The organism is Streptomyces odontomachi, from assembly GCF_024435355.1.
GTDB classification, from domain to species: Bacteria; Actinomycetota; Actinomycetes; order Streptomycetales; family Streptomycetaceae; genus Streptomyces; species Streptomyces odontomachi.
In genome coordinates, this window is the sequence record NZ_JAMJWG010000003.1 from 177,839 (window position 1) to 196,253 (window position 18,415).

17 protein-coding genes are annotated in these 18,415 nt (G+C 72.6%); 10 read left to right on the forward strand and 7 right to left on the reverse strand.

The annotated features are described in order from the left end of the window. Window positions 1-8 precede the first annotated feature (8 nt). The gene (locus NQO67_RS08670) at window positions 9-1,253 is read left to right on the forward strand and encodes an MFS transporter (RefSeq protein WP_255948990.1); all 1,245 of its coding nucleotides are present in this window, start codon (window positions 9-11) and stop codon (window positions 1,251-1,253) included. A gap of 59 nt (window positions 1,254-1,312) precedes the next feature. Here NQO67_RS08670 and NQO67_RS08675 read toward each other — a convergent pair whose 3' ends face one another. From NQO67_RS08675 to NQO67_RS08685, 3 genes are all read right to left on the reverse strand, one after another. Further along, window positions 1,313-1,717, reverse strand: a complete 405-nt coding sequence (locus tag NQO67_RS08675) for a PIN domain-containing protein (RefSeq protein WP_255948992.1) — start codon at window positions 1,715-1,717, stop codon at window positions 1,313-1,315. Next, complete coding sequence (locus NQO67_RS08680) at window positions 1,714-2,031, reverse strand: hypothetical protein (RefSeq protein ID WP_255948994.1); 318 nt, start codon at window positions 2,029-2,031, stop codon at window positions 1,714-1,716. The genes NQO67_RS08675 and NQO67_RS08680 overlap by 4 nt, the downstream gene beginning before the upstream one ends. Before the next feature lie 61 nt (window positions 2,032-2,092). Beyond that, complete coding sequence (locus NQO67_RS08685; RefSeq protein ID WP_255948996.1) at window positions 2,093-2,506, reverse strand: hypothetical protein; 414 nt, start codon at window positions 2,504-2,506, stop codon at window positions 2,093-2,095. Window positions 2,507-2,622: 116 nt separating this feature from the next. Here NQO67_RS08685 and NQO67_RS08690 point away from each other — a divergent pair, with 116 nt between their 5' ends. From NQO67_RS08690 to NQO67_RS08700, 3 genes are all read left to right on the forward strand, one after another. Then, complete coding sequence (locus tag NQO67_RS08690; protein WP_255949620.1) at window positions 2,623-3,462, forward strand: helix-turn-helix domain-containing protein; 840 nt, start codon at window positions 2,623-2,625, stop codon at window positions 3,460-3,462. Window positions 3,463-3,464: 2 nt separating this feature from the next. After that, complete coding sequence (locus NQO67_RS08695) at window positions 3,465-3,701, forward strand: DUF397 domain-containing protein (RefSeq protein ID WP_255948998.1); 237 nt, start codon at window positions 3,465-3,467, stop codon at window positions 3,699-3,701. Window positions 3,702-3,869: 168 nt separating this feature from the next. Beyond that, the gene (locus NQO67_RS08700; RefSeq protein WP_255949007.1) at window positions 3,870-6,107 is read left to right on the forward strand and encodes a serine/threonine-protein kinase; all 2,238 of its coding nucleotides are present in this window, start codon (window positions 3,870-3,872) and stop codon (window positions 6,105-6,107) included. On the opposite strand, the gene NQO67_RS08705 is transcribed toward NQO67_RS08700, so the two are convergent. Together NQO67_RS08705 and NQO67_RS08710 are read right to left on the reverse strand one after the other, a co-directional pair. Then, window positions 6,070-6,864 carry a response regulator gene (locus NQO67_RS08705; RefSeq protein WP_255949008.1) on the reverse strand — a complete coding sequence of 265 codons (795 nt, stop codon included), beginning with the start codon at window positions 6,862-6,864 and terminating at the stop codon, window positions 6,070-6,072. The genes NQO67_RS08700 and NQO67_RS08705 overlap by 38 nt on opposite strands. Beyond that, window positions 6,861-8,351, reverse strand: coding sequence for a sensor histidine kinase (locus NQO67_RS08710; protein WP_255949009.1), 1,491 nt, complete (start codon window positions 8,349-8,351; stop codon window positions 6,861-6,863). Before NQO67_RS08710 ends, NQO67_RS08705 begins: the two co-directional genes overlap by 4 nt. Window positions 8,352-8,557: 206 nt before the next feature. Between NQO67_RS08710 and NQO67_RS08715 the strand changes: the two genes are divergently transcribed. The 5 genes from NQO67_RS08715 to NQO67_RS08735 all read left to right on the forward strand — a co-directional run bounded on the left by NQO67_RS08715 (window position 8,558) and on the right by NQO67_RS08735 (window position 14,333). Beyond that, entirely contained in the window at window positions 8,558-9,385 is an 828-nt protein-coding gene (locus NQO67_RS08715; RefSeq protein ID WP_255949010.1) for an ABC transporter ATP-binding protein, read from the forward strand. Next, on the forward strand, window positions 9,382-11,781 hold the full coding sequence (locus tag NQO67_RS08720; RefSeq protein ID WP_255949011.1) for an ABC transporter permease: 2,400 nt from the start codon (window positions 9,382-9,384) through the stop codon (window positions 11,779-11,781). The genes NQO67_RS08715 and NQO67_RS08720 overlap by 4 nt, the downstream gene beginning before the upstream one ends. Before the next feature lie 96 nt (window positions 11,782-11,877). Then, window positions 11,878-12,348: a VOC family protein gene (locus tag NQO67_RS08725; protein WP_255949012.1), complete on the forward strand. Its 471-nt coding sequence runs from the start codon at window positions 11,878-11,880 to the stop codon at window positions 12,346-12,348. Window positions 12,349-12,537: 189 nt separating this feature from the next. After that, complete coding sequence (locus NQO67_RS08730; protein ID WP_255949013.1) at window positions 12,538-13,095, forward strand: SigE family RNA polymerase sigma factor; 558 nt, start codon at window positions 12,538-12,540, stop codon at window positions 13,093-13,095. Continuing rightward, entirely contained in the window at window positions 13,092-14,333 is a 1,242-nt protein-coding gene (locus NQO67_RS08735) for a WD40 repeat domain-containing protein (protein ID WP_255949014.1), read from the forward strand. The genes NQO67_RS08730 and NQO67_RS08735 overlap by 4 nt, the downstream gene beginning before the upstream one ends. A gap of 243 nt (window positions 14,334-14,576) precedes the next feature. On the opposite strand, the gene NQO67_RS08740 is transcribed toward NQO67_RS08735, so the two are convergent. Next, window positions 14,577-15,860: an adenylosuccinate synthase gene (locus tag NQO67_RS08740; protein ID WP_255949015.1), complete on the reverse strand. Its 1,284-nt coding sequence runs from the start codon at window positions 15,858-15,860 to the stop codon at window positions 14,577-14,579. Window positions 15,861-16,117: 257 nt separating this feature from the next. Here NQO67_RS08740 and NQO67_RS08745 point away from each other — a divergent pair, with 257 nt between their 5' ends. Next, the gene (locus tag NQO67_RS08745) at window positions 16,118-17,194 is read left to right on the forward strand and encodes a diacylglycerol kinase family protein (RefSeq protein ID WP_255949621.1); all 1,077 of its coding nucleotides are present in this window, start codon (window positions 16,118-16,120) and stop codon (window positions 17,192-17,194) included. Between the two features lie 405 nt (window positions 17,195-17,599). Here the strand turns inward: NQO67_RS08745 and NQO67_RS08750 are convergent, their stop codons facing one another. Beyond that, window positions 17,600-18,193 (reverse strand): GbsR/MarR family transcriptional regulator, encoded by a 594-nt coding sequence (locus NQO67_RS08750; protein WP_255949027.1) that lies wholly within the window; start codon window positions 18,191-18,193, stop codon window positions 17,600-17,602. Window positions 18,194-18,415 lie beyond the last annotated feature (222 nt).

Here is an 18,415-nt window from a genome sequence, read left to right on the forward strand (position 1 = left end):
GGCGGCCTGTGTCGCGTCTGATCGAGGTTCCCGGATACATACGCTTCTGGACCGCCTCCGCGGTGTCGGCCTTCGGCTCGCAGATCACCGGGCTCGCCCTACAGATCCTCACCGCCGTCACGCTGAGCGCGTCCGCCACCGAGGTGGGACTGGTCAGCGCCGCCCGCTGGGTGCCGTACCTCCTGTTCGGGCTGGTGGCCGGGGTGCTGGTGGACCGCTGCCGCCGAAGACCCCTGCTGGTCGCCACGGATCTCGCCCGCGCGGCGGTACTCGGCGCGATCCCTCTCCTCCATCTGACGCACCGGCTCAACATCGGCACGTTGTGCCTGTTCGTCTTCGTGTTCGGCGTGCTGTGCCTGCTGTTCGAAGCGGCCAACCAGTCGTATGTGCCTCGGCTGGTCCCGAAAGAGCTGCTGGGCGCCGGCTACGCCCGGGTGGAACAGGCCGGCGCGGTCGCCGGTTCGACCGGTCCGCTGCTCGCCGGGGTGCTGATCAAAGTCGTGGGCGCGCCGTTCGCCGTACTGGTCGACGCGTTCAGCTATCTGGTCTCCGGCCTGCTCCTGGCCTCGTTGAAAACACCCGACCCGGTCCCCGACCGGAGCGCGCGGCGCAGCCTGGGCAGCGAACTGCGGGAAGGGGTGGCCTGGGTGTACCGGCATCGCACGCTGGGCCCCATGGCGTTGACCTCGCACGCCATGCTCCTGTTCAACACCATGGTGTCCACCGTGTTCGTGGTCTTCGCCCTGCACGAGCTGACGATCGGAGGCTTCGGGCTGGGAGCCACCTACGCGTGTGCCGGCGTCGGCTCCGTCATCGGCGGCGCACTCTCGGGGCGCACCGCTGGCAGGCTCGATGTCGGGACCACCCTGGTCGTGTTCCGGCTGCTCGCCGCGGTCGGCTGGCTGCCCCTGGTCCTCGCGGCACGTGGGCCCTGGGCGCTGCCCGCGGTGGCGCTGGCCTTCTTCGTGGTGAGTCTGGCGATCGGTGTCGAAAGCCCGGTGGGGGTGGGCTACCGGCAGTCCGTCACGCCCGACCGGCTGCGCGGCCGCATGAACGCCACGATCCGCTCGTTGAACTGGGGAATGGTCGCGGTGGGAGCGCCGCTCGGCGGGCTGCTCGCCGACCGGGTCGGCTACCGGTTCGCCCTGTGCGTCGGGCTTTCCGGCGCGCTCCTCCAAGCCCTCGTTCTCCTGGTGTCCAGCACGCGGCAGGCCCGCGTGACCGACGCGCTCGAATCGGGCGCGGCGGCGTGAGACGTGGTGCGGTCGGGCGGGCCCCGGGGTGCGGGTGGGCACCCCGGGCCCGCCGTGGTTCACCGCTGCTGCGGCAACCTGATGGTCCGTACGAGCGGCAGGTCCGCGTACAGATCAGGTGAGGTGGTGACGACGGGGCGCCCGTCCGGCCAGTCGGGTGTCGGGCGCGACAGGTGCACCGCGTGCGCGATGCGCCACTCTCCCCCGTTCCGAAGGTGTGCGCCGACAGCGGTCGCCCCCGCGAAGTCGAGTTCGACGATCTCGGCGGCGGGGAGGGCGCCCACGTGCTCGGCGAGTCCCTTGCGCCTGCCGTCGGCAGCTGCCAGACACAGCGCGGGAACGTACACGTGCCGGGTCGGGCCGTGCTCGGTGTTGGCGATGAACTGCGAGGCCAGCGAGTTACCCGAGCCGAGGGCGAGCAACGCCGTCTCGTCGTAGAGCACCGCCGTCGATCCGTGCTTCACAGGCTGTCCACGGGCCGCGCGGCCTCCAAGTCCTTCCAGACCTGCTCGGCCCTGTCGTGGTCCTCATCGGTGAACGTGACACCGAAGTGCGTCTCGCAGTACGCCTTCGTCGCCTCGTACCGCGCCTGGAGTTCTTCCTTGGTCGGGGTCGCCCCGGCGAGTTCCGCGATCAGGTCGCGCATCGTCATCCCACGCTCCCTGGCAAGCACCAGGAGCCGGTCTCGGACGGCGGGGTCAACCTTGACAGTGGTGTCGGCCATCACGACAGTATACCGCCGGTATACCACCTCGGGCCGCTCAAGCAATGCGGTCATACCGCTCTCCTTACTTCTTGCTTCTTCTTGGATCAGCCGGCCCGGACCCGGGCCGGAAGTCTCACGCGCTCAGCGCGGTGTTCAGCAGCAGCGCGTGCACGAAGTGGCCGTCGACGGTCGGCCGGTAGCGCCACGACAGCGGCCACGTATAGCCGCCGAGGGCCGGGACGGGGATGTACGCGACGTGGTCGGGGCGTGCCGTCAGTTGCCGGACCCCGTCCGGCCACACACGGAACGCCGTACTGCCGACGTCGACCAGGAAGTAGACGTACCGGTTCCCGTTCGCCTCCTCGACGATCGGGCCGGGCTCCCCGCCCGTCATCCGCGCGAGCGCGTCGGCGACCTCGCGGCCCCGTTCGCCCTCGACGCGCACCGCGTCGAACTGGACTCCCGCCTTGCGCAGCTGGAACCCGGTCGCGGGCAACCAGGGCAAGGACTCGGGCACCAGGTTCACCTGGTGACTTTCTGCGTTCATGCCTCCAGTCAACTGACACGGAGTTAGTTTTTCCATGACTCTGAGTCGACCATCGGCAACGGTCGGAAATCGTCGCCGATCACTTGAGACCGGTTGAGGCCGGTTGAGACCGGGTGGTGATTGCAATCGCGCGAGCAGAGAACAAGGAGGCGGCCGGGGCGGTGACACGTCTCGTCGCCGACCTGGCGAAGGCCCTGCGGGAGCAGCAGAACCTCTCCCAGGTGGAGTTGGGCGAGATGACCGGGTACAGCGGGGCCGCCATCAGCGCGATGGAGACGTGCGCGCAGCCGGCGAGTGACGCGATGCTGGTCAAGTTGGAGGGGGCGATCGGGGCGGGGCTGGGGGTCTTCGAGAACGCCCGGGAGTACGTTCGGCTGGACAAGTACCCCGCGCAGTTCAAGAACTATGTGCCCTTGGAGCAACGCGCGTTGACGCTATCCACGTACGTCACCATTGTGATTCACGGGCTTTTCCAGACCGAGGCCTATGCCCATGCGCTGATCGCCGGCGGCTACCCGCCCCTCAAGACTGAGCGGCTGGAGGAACTGGTGGAGGCTCGGATGGCCCGGCAATCCCTGTTCGAGCGTGAGCCGATGCCACTGATCGAGCTGATCCTCGACGAGGCCGTGTTGCGTCGGGAAATCGGCAGCAAGGAGATCATGCGAAACCAACTCATCCATCTTGCCGAGTTTGCTCAGCGGCGTAACGTCACCATTCAAGTGATGCCACTGGACCGTGGATTACGGGGGACCTACGCAGCAGCTCGCGGCTCCATGACACTGCTGGAGACTCTGGAGCACGACCACTTGGTGTACCTGGAGCCACAGGACGAGAGCATGTTGATCAGCGACCCCGCCAAGGTAAGCACGTATGCCCAGCGCTATGCGAAGATCCGATCTGAGGCTCTGAGTCCTGACGAATCGCTGGGCCTCATCCAGAAGTTGGCAGGAGGTTGATGATGACCGGCACTCTGCGGTGGTTCAAGTCAAGCCACAGCAGTGACAGCGGCGGCGAATGCCTCGAAGTCGCCTACCACTGGCGCAAGTCCACATACAGCAACGACAGCGGCGGCAACTGCGTAGAGATATCCGCCTGCCCCCACACCATCCACATCCGCGACAGCAAATCCCCCACCGGCCCCACCCTCACCGTCGCAGGCCCCGCCTGGACCAACTTCCTCCGCTGGACCGGCTGACCCGGCGCAGCCGCCCCGCTGACCCCGGCGCAGCCGCCCCGCGCCGAGGGGCACGGGCACCGGCTCCCCCAACCGTCACCCCCGTCACAGGAGCCTGTGCGAGGATCGGCCCGCCGGATTCGAACGCGGCGCCAACCGCCGCCCCACGGCAGGGGGAAGGGGAAGCACGTGGATCCGCTCACGCCGGACGACCCGGAACACATCGGCCCCTACCGGCTCCTCGGTCGGCTCGGTGCGGGCGGCATGGGTCGCGTCTATCTGGCCAGGTCGCAGGGTGGGCGTACGGTCGCCGTGAAGCTGGTGCAGCGCGAGTACGCGGCCGAGCCGGAGTTCCGGCGACGGTTCGCCCAGGAGGTCGCCGCGGCGCGCCGGGTCGGTGGCGAGTGGACCGCGCCCGTCCTCGACGCGGACACCGACGCCGAGGTGCCCTGGGTCGCCACCGGCTACGTCCCCGGCCCCCCGCTCAACGCGGTGGTCGACGCGCACGGATCGCTGCCGGAGTCCTCCGTGCGGGTGCTCGCGCACCGCCTGGCCCGTGCCCTGGAGGCCATCCACACCGCCGGCCTGATCCACCGCGACCTGAAACCGTCGAACGTGCTGCTGACCGTGGACGGCCCCCGCGTCATCGACTTCGGCATCGCCCGCGCCCTGGACACCGTCGTCGACGCCGTGCGCACCCGTACCGGCGCGGTGGTCGGCTCGCCCGGGTTCATGTCGCCCGAGCAGGTGCGCGCGCAGCGGCTCACGGCCGCGTCCGACGTGTTCTGCCTCGGCTCCGTGCTCGCCTTCGCCGCGACCGGGCGGCCCCCGTTCGGTGCCGCGACGTCCGGGGTGCACGCGCTGCTCTACCGGGTCGCCTACGACGAGCCGGACCTGACCGGGCTGCCGGCCGGGCTCGCCGACGTCGTACGGGACTGCCTGCACAAGGACCCCACCGCACGGCCCACCCCCGCGGACGTCGCCCGGCGCACGGGGTCCGCGGCGAGTGAAGCGGAGCCCTGGCTGCCGGGTGCCGTACTGGCCGAGCTGGGCCGCCACGCGGCGCAGTTGCTGGACACCGACAGCCTCCCGGTGGTGTCCCCGTCCGCCTCCCCCGCGGAACCGCAGGAACCGGCCGCAGCCGCCGCCTCGACCGCCTGGCCGTCCGCCCTGCCCCCGCCCCCGTCCTCGTACACCCTGGAATCCCCCGCCGACGCCGTGCCGCCCGGGCCCCGGGAGCCGGACGCGGATCGGTTCACCGACACCCCGGCCCTCGGGCTGCGGGTCCCGCAACCGCACACCGGCACCCTGCCGCTCGCACCCCAGGGCCCGCACACCCCGCAGCCGTCCACGGCTTCCCCGGCACCCGGGCCGTCCGCCGCGCCGATGACGACCGCCGTGTCACCGCCGACGCACGGTGCCGGAGAACCGCTCGCGCCGGCCGCGCAGCGCCACCGGGTGCGTGCCGCGCTGCTCGGCGCGGGCGGGGTCGTCGTCGCGGCCGTGCTCGCGCTGGTCGTCGCGAACCTGCCGGGCGACGGCGACCGGGGCGACACGGGCACGCAGGGCGGCAGCGGCAGCCCCGTCACCAGCCCGAGCGCGACCGGCGCACCGCCCGAGCTGCTGGGCACCTGGGAGGGGCAGGTCAATTCCACCGGCCAACGCAGCATCCGCTACGTCCGCCTGGTGCTGCCCGACGACGGAACGGGCCCTTCGTCCAGCCGCTCACCGGCGAAGGTGTCGGACGAGGACCGGGACGGCACCGACGCGGGTACCGGTACCGGTACCGACGCCGGAGCTGGCTCCGGCACCGCGCAACTCCTGCTCGGCACCGTCGACGAGCTGTGCGAGGCCAAGGCCGGCCTGCGCGAGCGCACCGACCGCCGGGCCGTCCTCGACTCGGGCGAGGTGACCCGTACCCATCCCGCCGACGCCCCGGACGCGCCGTGCTCGCTGCCCGACCACCAGACGGTCACCGTCACCAAGGACGGGCTGCACTGGGTGTCCGGCGACATGAGCGCCGACCTGACCAGGGCGAACACCGGCAAGCGTGTGGTTCCCACCTCCTACCTGGGCACCTGGCGCCCGGCGCCGCCCGGCGCCAGCACCGCCTACCCCCATGCGACCCACGACCCGAACGGCGCCGACGGCGCCACCGTCACCGTCTCCCAGGGGCCCGTCGGCGCCCCGGTGGTCCACACCACCGGCACCGTGCACGGCAGGCACTGCGCGTGGACCGAGTCCCTGATCTCCATCCGGGACGGCATCCTGGTGATGGGCCCGTACGAGGTCGACCCGGACAAGTCCGACGCCGGCTGCCCCAGCGGCATGTCGCACATCTACCTCCCCGGCGAGAACGGCGGCCTCGACATCGGCGACGCCAACAGCCTCACGGAACCCCGGAGCCACCTGGAACGCGTCGACTGACGGTGCCTCGACGGTGCCTCGAGGGTGGTCCGGTTTCTTCACCGTCCGGTGGACGGGCCCCCGAACCCGGCGTGACCAGGCCGGTCTCGTAGGCCACCACCACCGCCTGGGCACGGTCGCGTATCCGCAACTTGGCCAGGATGCGGGCCACATGGGTCTTCACGGTGGCCTCGCTCAGGCCGAAGCGGGCCGCGAGTTCCGCGTTGCTCAGGCCCGTGCCGAGGGCCTGGAGGACCTCGCGTTCGCGCGGGGTGAGGGCCGACAGGTCGCGGTGGAGCGTGGCGTCACCGGTGCCCGGGCCGCCGCGTGAGACGAAGCGTTCGATCAGGCGGCGGGTGATGGCGGGGGCGAGCAGCGCGTCGCCGGTGCGGGCCAGGCGGACCGCGGCGACGAGGTGTTCGGGTGTGACGTCCTTCAGGAGGAAGCCGCTGGCGCCGGCGGCGAGGGCCGCGTAGACGTAGCGGTCCAGGTCGTAGGTGGTGAGGATGAGGACGCGTGGCGGGTCGGGCAGGGCCGGGTCGGAGAGGATCCGGCGGGTGGCCTCCAGGCCGTCGAGACCCGGCATCCGGATGTCCATCAGGACCAGGTCGGGGTGGGTGCGGCGGGCCGCCGCCACGGCCTGCTCGCCGTCCGCCGCCTCGGCGACCACGTCGATGCCGTCGGCGGCCAGGATCATGCTGAAACCCGTGCGGACCAGCGCCTGGTCGTCGGCGATCACCACCCGCGGCGGTGCCGTCGTACGGGGTGGCCCGGTCATGAGGGCGCCCCTGCCGGCATGGCGACCGTCCCGGTGTCCTCGGTCTCCTCGACGGGGATGACGGCGCGTACCCGGAAGCCTCCGGTGGGGCGCGGGTCGGTGGCGAGGGTGCCTCCGTAGACGGCGAGGCGCTCCCGCAGGCCGATCAGGCCGTGCCCGCCGCCGGGCCCTGCCGGGGCCGCCGCGGTGCCGCCGGTGTCGCAGACCTCGACGTGCACGGCACCGGGGACGTGCTCGACGGCGACCAGGACATGGGCGCCGGCGGCGTGCTTGATGGTGTTGGTGAGCGCCTCCTGGACGACGCGGTAGGCGGCCAGGTCGACACCGGCGGGAAGCGGGACGGGGGTGCCGGTGACCGTGAGGTCGACGGGGACGCCCGTGGCGCGTATGCGGTCGACGAGGGCCGGCAGCCGGCCGAGGCCCGGTTGGGGGGCGAGGTCGGCGTCGGCGGCCGGGTCGGCGCCGTCGGCGGGCGCGTGGCCGGACAGGTCACCGAACCCGTCGCCGGACAGGGGGCGGTCGTCCCCGCCCATCGTGAGCAGGCCCATGACGTGGCGCAGTTCGGTCATCGCGGTGCGCCCGCCGGCCTCCACGGCCAGCAGCGCCTCGCGGGCCCGGTCCGGCGCGGTGCCCATCACCTTGCGGGCCGCTCCCGCCTGGATCACCATCACGCTCACATTGTGGGTGACGACGTCGTGCAACTCGCGGGCGATCCGCGCGCGTTCCCGATCGACCGCGCGCCGGGTGGCGGCCTCCTGCTGCTCCTGGAGGACGTGCACGCGCTGCTTCCAGGTGTGGATCGCGTTGGCTCCGAGGCCTACCATCAGCAGGAGCAGGAACGGGACCACTCCGGGCGTGAAGTACGGGAAGTTCTCGTCGTGCCGTATCGCGACCAGGCCGGCCCCCGCCACCAGGCTGACCAGGGCGGATCGCCGGTGGGGGCTGTAGACGGCGGCGCTGTAGGCGGCGACGACGCAGGACAGGAACGTGTACACGGTCGAATCGCCGGCGCCCTCGCGCGCGTTGAACAGCGACGTCAGCACGATCACCGCCCAGAAGGCGGCCAGCGGATACCGGCGGCGCACCACCAGCGGCAACGCGGCCAGCGCCGCCAGGGTGAGGTATCCGGCCCACACGTGCGCGGCCTGCCCGGGCGCGTCCGCCGGCAGCATTCCCGGAGGCATCGGAGACATGGGCCGGGGCAGCCGGGGCACGGCCGGCACGGGGACGGCGCCCGGGCCGAACACCACCGCCGGGTCCGGCGGCATGCCCGCGTCGTGCGGTCGCTGCGCCGCGGTCACCGTGCAGACCGCCAGCGCGAGGGCGAGGACCGCGTCGGCCGTCCACGTCCACCGGGACGTATGCGGTGGCGGATCGGGGCGCAGCAGCGCCAGCCCAGCGGACCGCCAGCGGTCCACCGCCCGGGTCCGCCACCGGCCCGCCGCGCCGCTCCACCACCGGTCCGCGTTTTCCGCACCCCCACCCATGCGCCCCAGTGTGGCCCGCCGGGTGCCCGGCCCACCTCCCCCTGCGCGGCGACCCGGCCTACCACTTGCGCGTACATCCCGGGGATGACGCGCCCGGCGGACCATCCCGGCACGGCAGCGGCACTCACCGGCGCGGGCGACGACGGGGACCCGGTGCGGCTCCTAGCGTCGGCGCCGCATCATCCACACCGGCCAGGGGAGGCGCCGTGGTCGCGACCACGCCCGTCATCGACATCCACGACGTGAGCAGGACGTACGGGGAAGGGCCGCCGGCGCTCGCCGACGTGACGTTGCGGGTCCGGGCGGGAGAGGCGCTGGCGGTCCTCGGGCCCTCCGGGAGCGGCAAGTCGACCCTGCTCAACCTGATCGCGCGCCTCGACCGTCCCACCAGCGGCAGCGTCACCGTCGACGGACTGCGCGTGGACGAGCTCGGCGAGGCGGCTGCGGCGCGCTACCGGCGCACCAGGATCGGCATGGTCTTCCAGTTCTTCAACCTGCTGGACGACCTGACGGTGACCGACAACGTCCTGCTGCCGGCCCAACTGGCCGGGATGGCACGGGCCGAGTCCCGCCGCCGGGCCGCCGAGCTGTTGGGGCGGCTCGGCATCGACCGGCACGCGGACGCCTACCCCGGCCGGCTGTCCGGCGGTGAGCGGCAGCGGGTCGCCGTCGCCCGCGCCCTGATGAACCGTCCGGCGCTGCTGCTCGCCGACGAGCCGACCGGCGCGCTGGACACCGCGTCCGGCGAGGACGTCCGGGACCTGCTCACCGCGCTGCACGCGGACGGGCAGACGATCGTGCTGGTCACCCATGATCTGAGCCTCGCCGAGGCGTGCGCGACACGCACCGTCGAACTGGTCGACGGGCGGATCGTCCGGGACGTCCAGCACCCCCCGCGCTCCGGGCACACCCCGCCGCACGCCGGGCACACCCCGCACGCCGGGCAGGCGGCGGGAGCGACCTCGCCCGGTACGTCACGCGGTGCCGCGGTCGCCGGCGGCGGTACCGCCGGGCACGAAGGCGGCGCCCGATGAGCGCCCTGGGCAAGGTGGTGCGCGCCGGGGTCGGGCGGCGCCGGCTCCAGACCGTGGTGCTGGTCCTGACCACGATGGTGGCCGTGACCGCCTCCCTGGTCGCCGCCGGGGTGCTCACGGCGTCCCGGGCGCCCTTCGACCACGCCATGGGCGCGCAGCACGGCGCCCATCTCACGGCCAGGTTCGACGCCGGGAAGGTCACGGCGGCGCAGCTCGGGCAGACCGCGCGGGCGTCCGGTGTGACGGCCGCCGCCGGCCCCTTCCGGACCCTCTCGGTGCACCCGGAGACGGCATCGGACTCCGGCGACCTGCCGGCCGGTGTCACGCTGCCCGAGATGACCGTCGCCGGGCGCGCGGACGCCGGCGGGCCGGTCGACCGGCTCGGCCTCGTCGACGGCCGCTGGGTCGCACGGGCCGGCGAGATCGTCCTGGCGGGCGACGAGATGCCCATCCCGGTGGGTGCCCGGCTGACCTTTCCCGACCTGCCGAACAGCCCGACGCTGACGGTGGTCGGCCTCGCCCGGTCGGTGACCGGCAGCGCGGACGCCTGGGTGACCCCCGCGCAGGCGGAAACCCTGACCGCGCAGCGGGGCGCCTCCGGCGCGTCCGGGTACGAGATGCTCTACCGCTTCGCGCACGCGGACAGCGACAAGCAGCTCTCCGCGGACCGTGCCACGATCCGCGCCGCCGTGCCGGAGGGAGCCCTGACCGGCACGCTCTCGTACCGCACCGTCCGGCAGGAGCAACTCGCGAACGCGCTGGCCTTCGTGCCGTTCGTGGCCGCGTTCGGGGTGCTCGGCCTGGTCATGTCGGTGCTGATCATCGGGATCGTCGTCAGTGGCGCGGTGGGCGCCGCCACCCGGCGCATCGGCGTGCTCAAGTCGCTCGGCTGCACGCCCGCGCAGGTGGTGCGGGCCTACGTGGCACAGGCGTTGATCCCGGCGGTGGTCGGCTGCGGCCTCGGGGTGCTGCTCGGCAACGTGATCGCGGTCCCGGTCCTTGGTGACGTCGAGGACGTCTACAACGGTGCGCCGGCGTCCGTGCCCTGGTGGGTGGATGCCGGGGTGCCCGCCGCCGCGCTCGTGCTGGTCGCCGTCGCCGCGCTGGTGCCCGCGCTGCGCGCCGGGCGTCTCGACCCCGTGCGGGCGCTCACCGTCGGGCGCACGCCGAGCGCCGCACGCGGGCGGCTGGTGCGGCGCCTGGCCGGCCGGCTGCCGTTGCCGCGGCCGGTCAGCCTCGGTCTGGCGAACCCCTTCGCGCACCCGGCGCGTTCGGCGACGACGGCCGCCGCGGTCGGCTTCGCCGCCGTCACGGTGACGTTCGCCGTCGGACTCGGCCTGACGCTGTCGGACGTGCAGTCCGGCCGCATGCTCGACGCGGCCGGATCGGTCGTCGTGGAGACCGGCCGTGGCGGCGGCCCGCCCGGGGCCCGGACCGTCCACGTGCCCGGCGCCGCTGACGCCCCACCGGCCGACCCGGCCGAGGTCGCCGCCGCCCTGCGCGGCCAGCAAGGGACCGGCCGCTCGTACGGCACCGCCCAGGCCGAGGTCGCCGCGTCCGGGGTCACCGGCCGCACCACCGTGATCGGGTACGACGGCGATGCGTCATGGGCCGCCCCCGAGATGGTGGCGGGTCACTGGTTCAGCGGGCCCGGCCAGGCCGTGGTCACGGAGCGGTTCCTGCACGCCGCCGGGGTCGGGCTCGGAGACACCGTCACCCTCACCGCGAACGGCCGGCACACCTCCGTACGCCTCGTCGGCACGGCGTTCTTCACCCAGGGCCAGGGCATGGAACTACTCACCTCCACCCGCACCCTCACCGCCCTCGGCCTGGACGCCACACCGGCCCGCTTCTACGTGCAGACGACCCCGGGCACGGACGTGTCCGGCTACGTCACCGCGCTCAACGCCGCACTGGGTGGCGGGAACTCCGGTGCGCTGGCCCGTCCCAACACCGGTGGCTCGTCGAGCGTGATCGCGGCCATGGACGCTCTGATCGGCGTCCTCACCCTGATGCTCGTCGCGGTCGCGGCGCTCGGCGTGCTCAACACGGTCGTCCTCGACACCCGTGACCGCGTCCACGACCTCGGCGTCTTCAAGGCCCTCGGGATGGCACCGCGGCAGACGGTGACCATGGTGATCACGTCGATCGCCGCCATCGGACTGCTCGCCGGCGTCGCCGGGGTCCCGGTCGGCGTGGCCCTGCACCACGCCATCACGCCCCTCATGGGCGACGCCGTCGGCATGAGCGTGCCCACCGCGTTCACCACCGTCTACGCCGCCCCCGCCGTCGTCCTGCTCGCCCTCGGCGGCCTGCTGATCGCGCTCGGCGGCGCGCTGCTCCCGGCGGGCTGGGCGGCCCGCACGGACACGGCGAGGGCGCTGCGGACGGAGTGAGGAGCGGGCTTGGTGGCCCCGGCGCCCCGGTGACCTCGGCTGATGCCCCTGGTCAATTGCCCGCCGGGGCGTCGGGGCCCCGTCTAGCCTCCGAGCATGATGTTCTGGCAGCTCACGATCGACGCGAACGACCCGCCCCTGCTGGCACGCTTCTGGGCGCGGGCGCTGGACTACCAGCCGGCCCCGCCCGCGGAACCGCGGACCACCTGGAACGCGCACTACCGCGACCGGTTGGAGGGTGCGCCCGCCTTCACGGACCGGATCTTCGACCCGGCCGGGCTGCGCCCGCCGATCTGGTTCCAGCAGGTCCCGGAGGGCAAGGCCGGCAAGAACCGGCTGCACCTCGACCTCTATCCGACCGGCCGCGACGACTCGCTGCCGCTGGAGCAACGGGCCGAGATCGTCGACGCGAAGGTCGACGAACTGGTCGAAGGGGGCGCGCGGGTGGTGCACCGGGAACGCGGGGCCGGTCCGGAGTGGGGGTCCCCCCGGGCGTCCAGCTCTGGGGGAGGGTTCTACTTCGTCGTCCTGAACGATCCGGAGGGCAACGAGTTCTGCGTCAGCTGAGCGGACGGGACCCGCGGGGCCGGGGACCGTGCCGGGCGCCCTCCCGCGGTGTGCGGGCGGGCGCCCGGCTGCTTTCCGGAAGGTTCCCCACCAATTCTCCGGCGGTGGCATAGCCGCACCCGAGTACGCGCGTCACCAGGGGTACAGGGGCGGAGCACCGGGCGCCCCACCGGAGCAGAGAAGGTGACGATGGATGCCGAAGCACAGCAGAGTTTCCAGGAGTTCGTGGCCGGCCGATCGCCGGCGTTACTGAAGACGGCCGTACTGCTGAGTGGCGGAGACGGGCACGCGGCGGAGGACCTGTTACAGAACGCCCTGGTCAAGGCCGCCGGACGGTGGCACCGCATCGACGAGCCCGAGGCGTACGTCCGCCAGATCCTGTACCGGCAGCAGGTCAGCCGCTGGCGCCTGAAGTGGCGGCGGCGCGAGGTCAGCGTGGCCGAGCTGCCGGAGGTGAGCGGCACCGGCGACGGGGCGGCCGCCGCCGAAGTGCGCCTGGTGATGCGTGGCGCGCTGGCCCGCCTCACCGCACGCCAACGGACCGTGCTGGTCCTGCGCTACTTCGAGGACCTGCCGGAGGCCGACGTGGCCCGGGTGCTCGGCTGCTCGGTCGGCACCGTACGGTCCACCACCCACCGCTCCCTCGCCCGACTGCGCGCCCTCGCGCCCGAACTGGCCGCGCTCGGCCCGGCCACCGCCGAACGGGACACGTCCCGTGACTACTCGCCCGTGGAGGTGCGCCCGTGAACGTCGACGAAGTGGTCCGTGCGGCACTGCACGAACAGGCCGGCGAACAGCGCCTCCCGAGTCCGGGCTTCGCCGACCGGATCCTGGCCGTCCGGCGCCGCCGCCGGATCCGTACCCTCGCGTCCGTCGCCACGGCCACCGTGGCGGTGGTCGCCGTCGCCGTCGCGGTCCCCCTGCTGGACTCCGGCCACGGCTCGGGCACGTCCGACACCCAGCTCGCCAGCCAGGCGAACCGGAGCGACATCATCGCCCACCCCGAACAGTCGCCGCCGCGCGACCTGATCGCGGCCGGGAACACCGCGCTCGCCGCGTACTACACGTCGAAGCGGGTCAAGGACACCCCCGACAAGGCCGTCGACCGGCGCGTCTACGGCATCCTCGACCAGAAGACCGGCAAGTACGTGCAGCAGGACCGCTGGTCGTACGTGGCCGTCGCGCCCGGCATGCGGACCGCCGCCGTACTGGAGGGCGACCTCCCGGCCCGCCGGATCGGCCTGCTCGACCTGTTCACCGGCAAGGTCGACCGCTGGATCCCGGTGGACCACGGCGTCGGCGCCGTCACGTTCTCGTCCGACGGCGGCAAGCTCCTCGCGACGACCTACAAAGCCGACCCCGACCTGCGGTTCCGGAAGAAATACGACGCCAACGACGACGGCAAGCGGGACTGGGAGCCGGCCCTGAACTCCCCCCGTACCGGCTTCTACGTCCTCGACGTGGCCTCCGGGAAGGGTTCCTGGAGCGCGGTCTCGCACAAGCCCAACAAGGGCTACTACCCCGCGGAGATCAACGCCCGCCAGGACTTCGGCTTCAGCGCCGACGGGAAGCTGGTCTGGTCGGGGCTCGCCATGGACCCCGGCGTGCGGTACTACGACTTCAAGGGCAACGAGGTCGCCGTACCGGCGAACGAGAAGCACCTGAGCTGGTTCGACGGCGCGCGGCTGTCCCCGAACGGCAAGCTCGCGGCCGGCGGCTTCGCCGGCGGCGCGACGACCACCGCGACCCAGATCATCGATCCCTACACCGGCAAGCGGCTCTACAAGACCCCCGGCCAGCAGCAACTGGTCTGGGTCGACAACAAGCGCCTCATCGAGTGGGACATCGCACCGGGCTCCGGCGAGTACCACCAGCACCTGGTGCTCGTCACGATCGGCAACGACAAGACGGTCCCGCTGAGCGGCTTCCTCAAAGGCACCGACGGCAACCTCGCCCGCTGGACACCGGTCTTCGCGGAGCGCTGACCCTCCCGCTCTCACCCGCTCCACGTACGCCGCCGCGGCCCGCCACCCTCACCTGGGCGGTGGGCCGCGGCGGTGTGCCATGGTCACATCACCCCACGAGGCCGCGCACCGGATCCGAGAGCAACGATTCCGGACGGTGCCGGCCGCCCGGACGCCCGGCCCCGCACCACGGTGGCGCGGCGGGGCGGGCGCCCGGAGGACCGTCCTCGGAGACGCAGGACGCACGACGCAGGGCGGTGGGGTCTACAGGAACGAGTTGATCTGTACCGTCTCGTCCCGGCCGGGGCCCACGCCGATCGCGGAGATCGGGGCGCCGGACATCTCCTCCAGCGCCTTTACGTAGGCCTGCGCGTTCTTCGGCAGGTCGGCGAAGGACTTGGCGGCGGAGATGTCCTCGGACCAACCGGGCAGCGTCTCGTAGATCGGCTTGGCGTGGTGGAAGTCGGTCTGCGAGTAGGGGAGTTCCTCGACGCGCTTGCCGTCGATCTCGTACGCCACGCACACCGGGATCTGCTCCCAGCCGGTCAGGACGTCGAGCTTGGTGAGGAAGAAGTCGGTGAGGCCGTTGACGCGGGTGGCGTAGCGGGCGATCACCGCGTCGAACCAGCCGCAGCGGCGGTCGCGGCCGGTGGTGACCCCACGCTCGCCGCCGATCCGGCGCAGCGCCTCCCCGTCCTCGTCCAGCAGCTCGGTGGGGAACGGGCCGGCGCCGACGCGGGTGGTGTACGCCTTGAGGATGCCGATCACACGGTTGATCTTCGTGGGGCCGACGCCCGCGCCGGTGCAGGCACCGCCCGCGGTGGGGTTGCTCGACGTCACGAACGGATAGGTGCCGTGGTCGATGTCGAGCAGGGTGCCCTGGCCGCCCTCGAAGAGGACGACCTTGCCGGCGTCCAGCGCCTCGTTCAGGACCAGCACGGTGTCGGCGACGTACGGCCGCAGCTTGTCGGCGTAGCCCAGCAGCTCCTCCAGCACCTGGTCCGCGGCGATGGCGCGGCGGTTGTAGAGCTTGGTGAGCATCTGGTTCTTGATGTCGAGCGCGGCCTCCACCTTCTGCCGCAGGATCGACTCGTCGTAGAGGTCCTGGACGCGGATGCCGGTGCGGTTGATCTTGTCGGCGTAGGTGGGGCCGATACCGCGCCCGGTGGTGCCGATCTTGCGCTTTCCGAGGAAGCGTTCCGTCACCTTGTCCGTGGTGACGTTGTACGGCGTGATGATGTGGGCGTTTCCGCTGATCAGAAGCTTGGACGTGTCGACACCCCGGTCATTGAGTCCGCTCAGCTCGAAGAGCAGGACCGACGGGTCGACGACGACACCGTTACCGATCACGGGCACGCAGTCGGGGCTGAGGATTCCGGAAGGAAGCAGGTGCAGGGCGTATTTCTGGTCGCCCACCACCACCGTGTGACCAGCGTTGTTGCCACCCTGGTAGCGCACCACGTAGTCGACCGAGCCACCGAGCAGGTCGGTGGCCTTTCCTTTGCCTTCGTCACCCCACTGAGCACCGAGCAGCACAAGTGCGGGCACAGGCGTACACCCCTTCCGGGCGGGGCATGCCTCCTAGGTCTGGGGACGGGGCGTACGCGCCGTCGCGTACCCCGTCGACCCGCCCGGCCACGACCGGCGGAGAGATGCCCCGGAATAGACGAAGCCCCTGGCGCAATAGCGCAAGGGGCTCTTGCACAAAGATGCTACCCGAGGAAGCGAGGCAGGACAGAGTGTCGGCTTCCGATCACTTGCTGGTGATCATCGACCCGGTTGCCAGGCAGTGCGACGGAGAGTCGGTGCGGATCGCGAAGGACGTGCTCAGCGCGCGTGCGGTCATGAAACTTTGTCTGCCCGACAACCCGGTGGAGTTCGCCCGGGCGCTGGCCAGACGGGGGGCACGCCACCTCGTGGTGGTGGGCGACGACCGGGCCCTGCTACGCGCCGTCACCCTGCTGCACCGCGAGCGCGAACCGGATTCGTGCGCACTGTCGCTGGTCCCCGTCGGCACCGCCGTCTCCCTGGCGCACTCGCTCGGTGTGCCGGTGGGCGCGGTGGCGGCGGCGCGAGCGGTGCTCCAGGGGGTGGTGAGGCGCCAGGACCTGCTGGTCGACGACGGGGGCGGGGTGGTGCTCGGCGGCCTGCGGATACCGCCGGACGGCGGCGTGGACGGCGCCGACCTGCCGGGACCGCGGGCCGGGGCCCCGTCGGCGGGCAGCGCTGCGGACGGTGTGCCGCCGGGCGGGGAGCAGCTCGGCGGGGCGAGGGTCGGCGGAGCGCAGGTCAGCGGGGACGGGCTTGATGGAGCCGGGGTGGCTGGTTCCGTGGGAGGTCTCGGCGAGTCCGGGGGAGGGTCGGGCGCGTCGGGCGGTGCGGCGAGCGAGGCGAGTGAATCGGGTGGTGGGCCGGACGGCTCCGGTGGCTCGGGGGGTGCGCGGCGGCGCGGGCAGTCGCTGGTACGGACCCTGGCGGGCCGGCGCGGCACCACGGCGGGCCAGAACCGGGCGCTGCGGCGCCGCGGCAGACGGAACCGGATCGTGCTGCCGAGGCCCACGCGGTTGCGGGTGGAGGCGGACGGTGTGCCGCTGGTCGACGTCGACCAACCCGTCGAGGCCGTGCGGATCGCGCCGGGCACGGGAGGCCTGGCGCGGGTCGAGATCCGGCCGGCGGGAGGCACGACGCCCGGCGCCGACCCCACGGCCGATCGGTCCGCGGAACCGCCCACCGATCCGGGCTGGCTACTCGCCGACGCCCGTACGGTGACGGTGTCCGGCGCGGAGTTCCACTACTGCGCGGACATGCTGGTCGCGGGGCCGGTACGGGTACGGACGTGGACGGTACGCGAGAACGCCTGGGGGCTCACCCTTCCTGGGTGAACCCCTGTTTTCCGGTTTCCCCGGTCGGCGGGGCGGTCGCACCCACGCGGCGGATCCTTGAAACTGGGCGCAACGCGCCCACCCCCGTAGGGGCGCGGGGAACTGCGCGAGCAACCCACCACCGGGCCGGTGGCCCGAACACGACAGAAACAGCCCCCTCAGGACGGTGACGATCCGACGGTCTCGTCGGGGCCGGTCGCGCAGTTCCCCGCGCCCCTGAGATGGGCACTGCGTGCCCAGACCCGGGCCCCAGGGGGGCGCAACGCGCCCACCCCCAGGGGCGCGGGGAACTGCGCGAGCAACCCACCACCGGCCGGTGGCCCGAACACGACAGAAACAGCCCCCTCCGGGTCGGTGACGACCCGACGGTCTCGTCAGGGCCGGTCGCGCCACGCAAACGCAGGGCTAGGGGCGGTCGCCGCCCCTGCCGAAAAGCTGTTCGCGGTGCTTGCGCCAGCGGTCCATCACCGTGGTGAACTCCTCGTGCAGGAACAAGAGGAACTCCAGCGTCTCGGCGATCCGCTGCCCGGGCCGGCTGTCCGGCCCCACCGTGTCGATGCCCTTCTGGAGCGTGGCCTCCCAGCGCCTGAGCATCCCTTCGCGGTTGGTCAGCATCTCGTACCACTGGTCGCGGTGCACCCGGTAGCGCTCGCGCCGCGAGCCGGGTTCGCGTTCCCGGGAGACCATCATGGCCGTGGCGAGGTAGCGCACCGCGCCGGAGATCGCGGCGGGGCTGACCTGCAGGCGCTCGCTCAGCTCCGCGGAGGTGAGGACACCGTCCTCGGAGGCGAGCAGCCCGGCGAAGACCCGGGCCGGCATCCGCGGCATACCGCCCTCGACGAGCTGCGAGGCGAACGCCTCGACGAACCGCGAGACGGCCTGCGGATCGGCCGGCGGGGGCGTGGCCTCGCCGCCCTGGGCGTGGGCGGCGGACACGGCCTCGGGTGCCGCGCCCGACGCGGCCGAGCCGTCGGCCTGCGGTCCCGTGTTCTCCGTCATCTGTCGATCATCTCCCACTCCCCACCCCGCATCGCACCCCAGCACCCCAGCACCCCGGCACCCCAGCGCCCCGGCACCCCGGCACCCCAGCTCCTGAACCTCCGCACCGGAGAGACCCGGGCGCCCCGGCTCCTCCCAGCGCCTCCGGTGTGCGCCCACCGCACCCCTTGAGTTTATACACTTTCTTAACTTCACAAATTTCTGAAAGAAGCGTACGTTCGC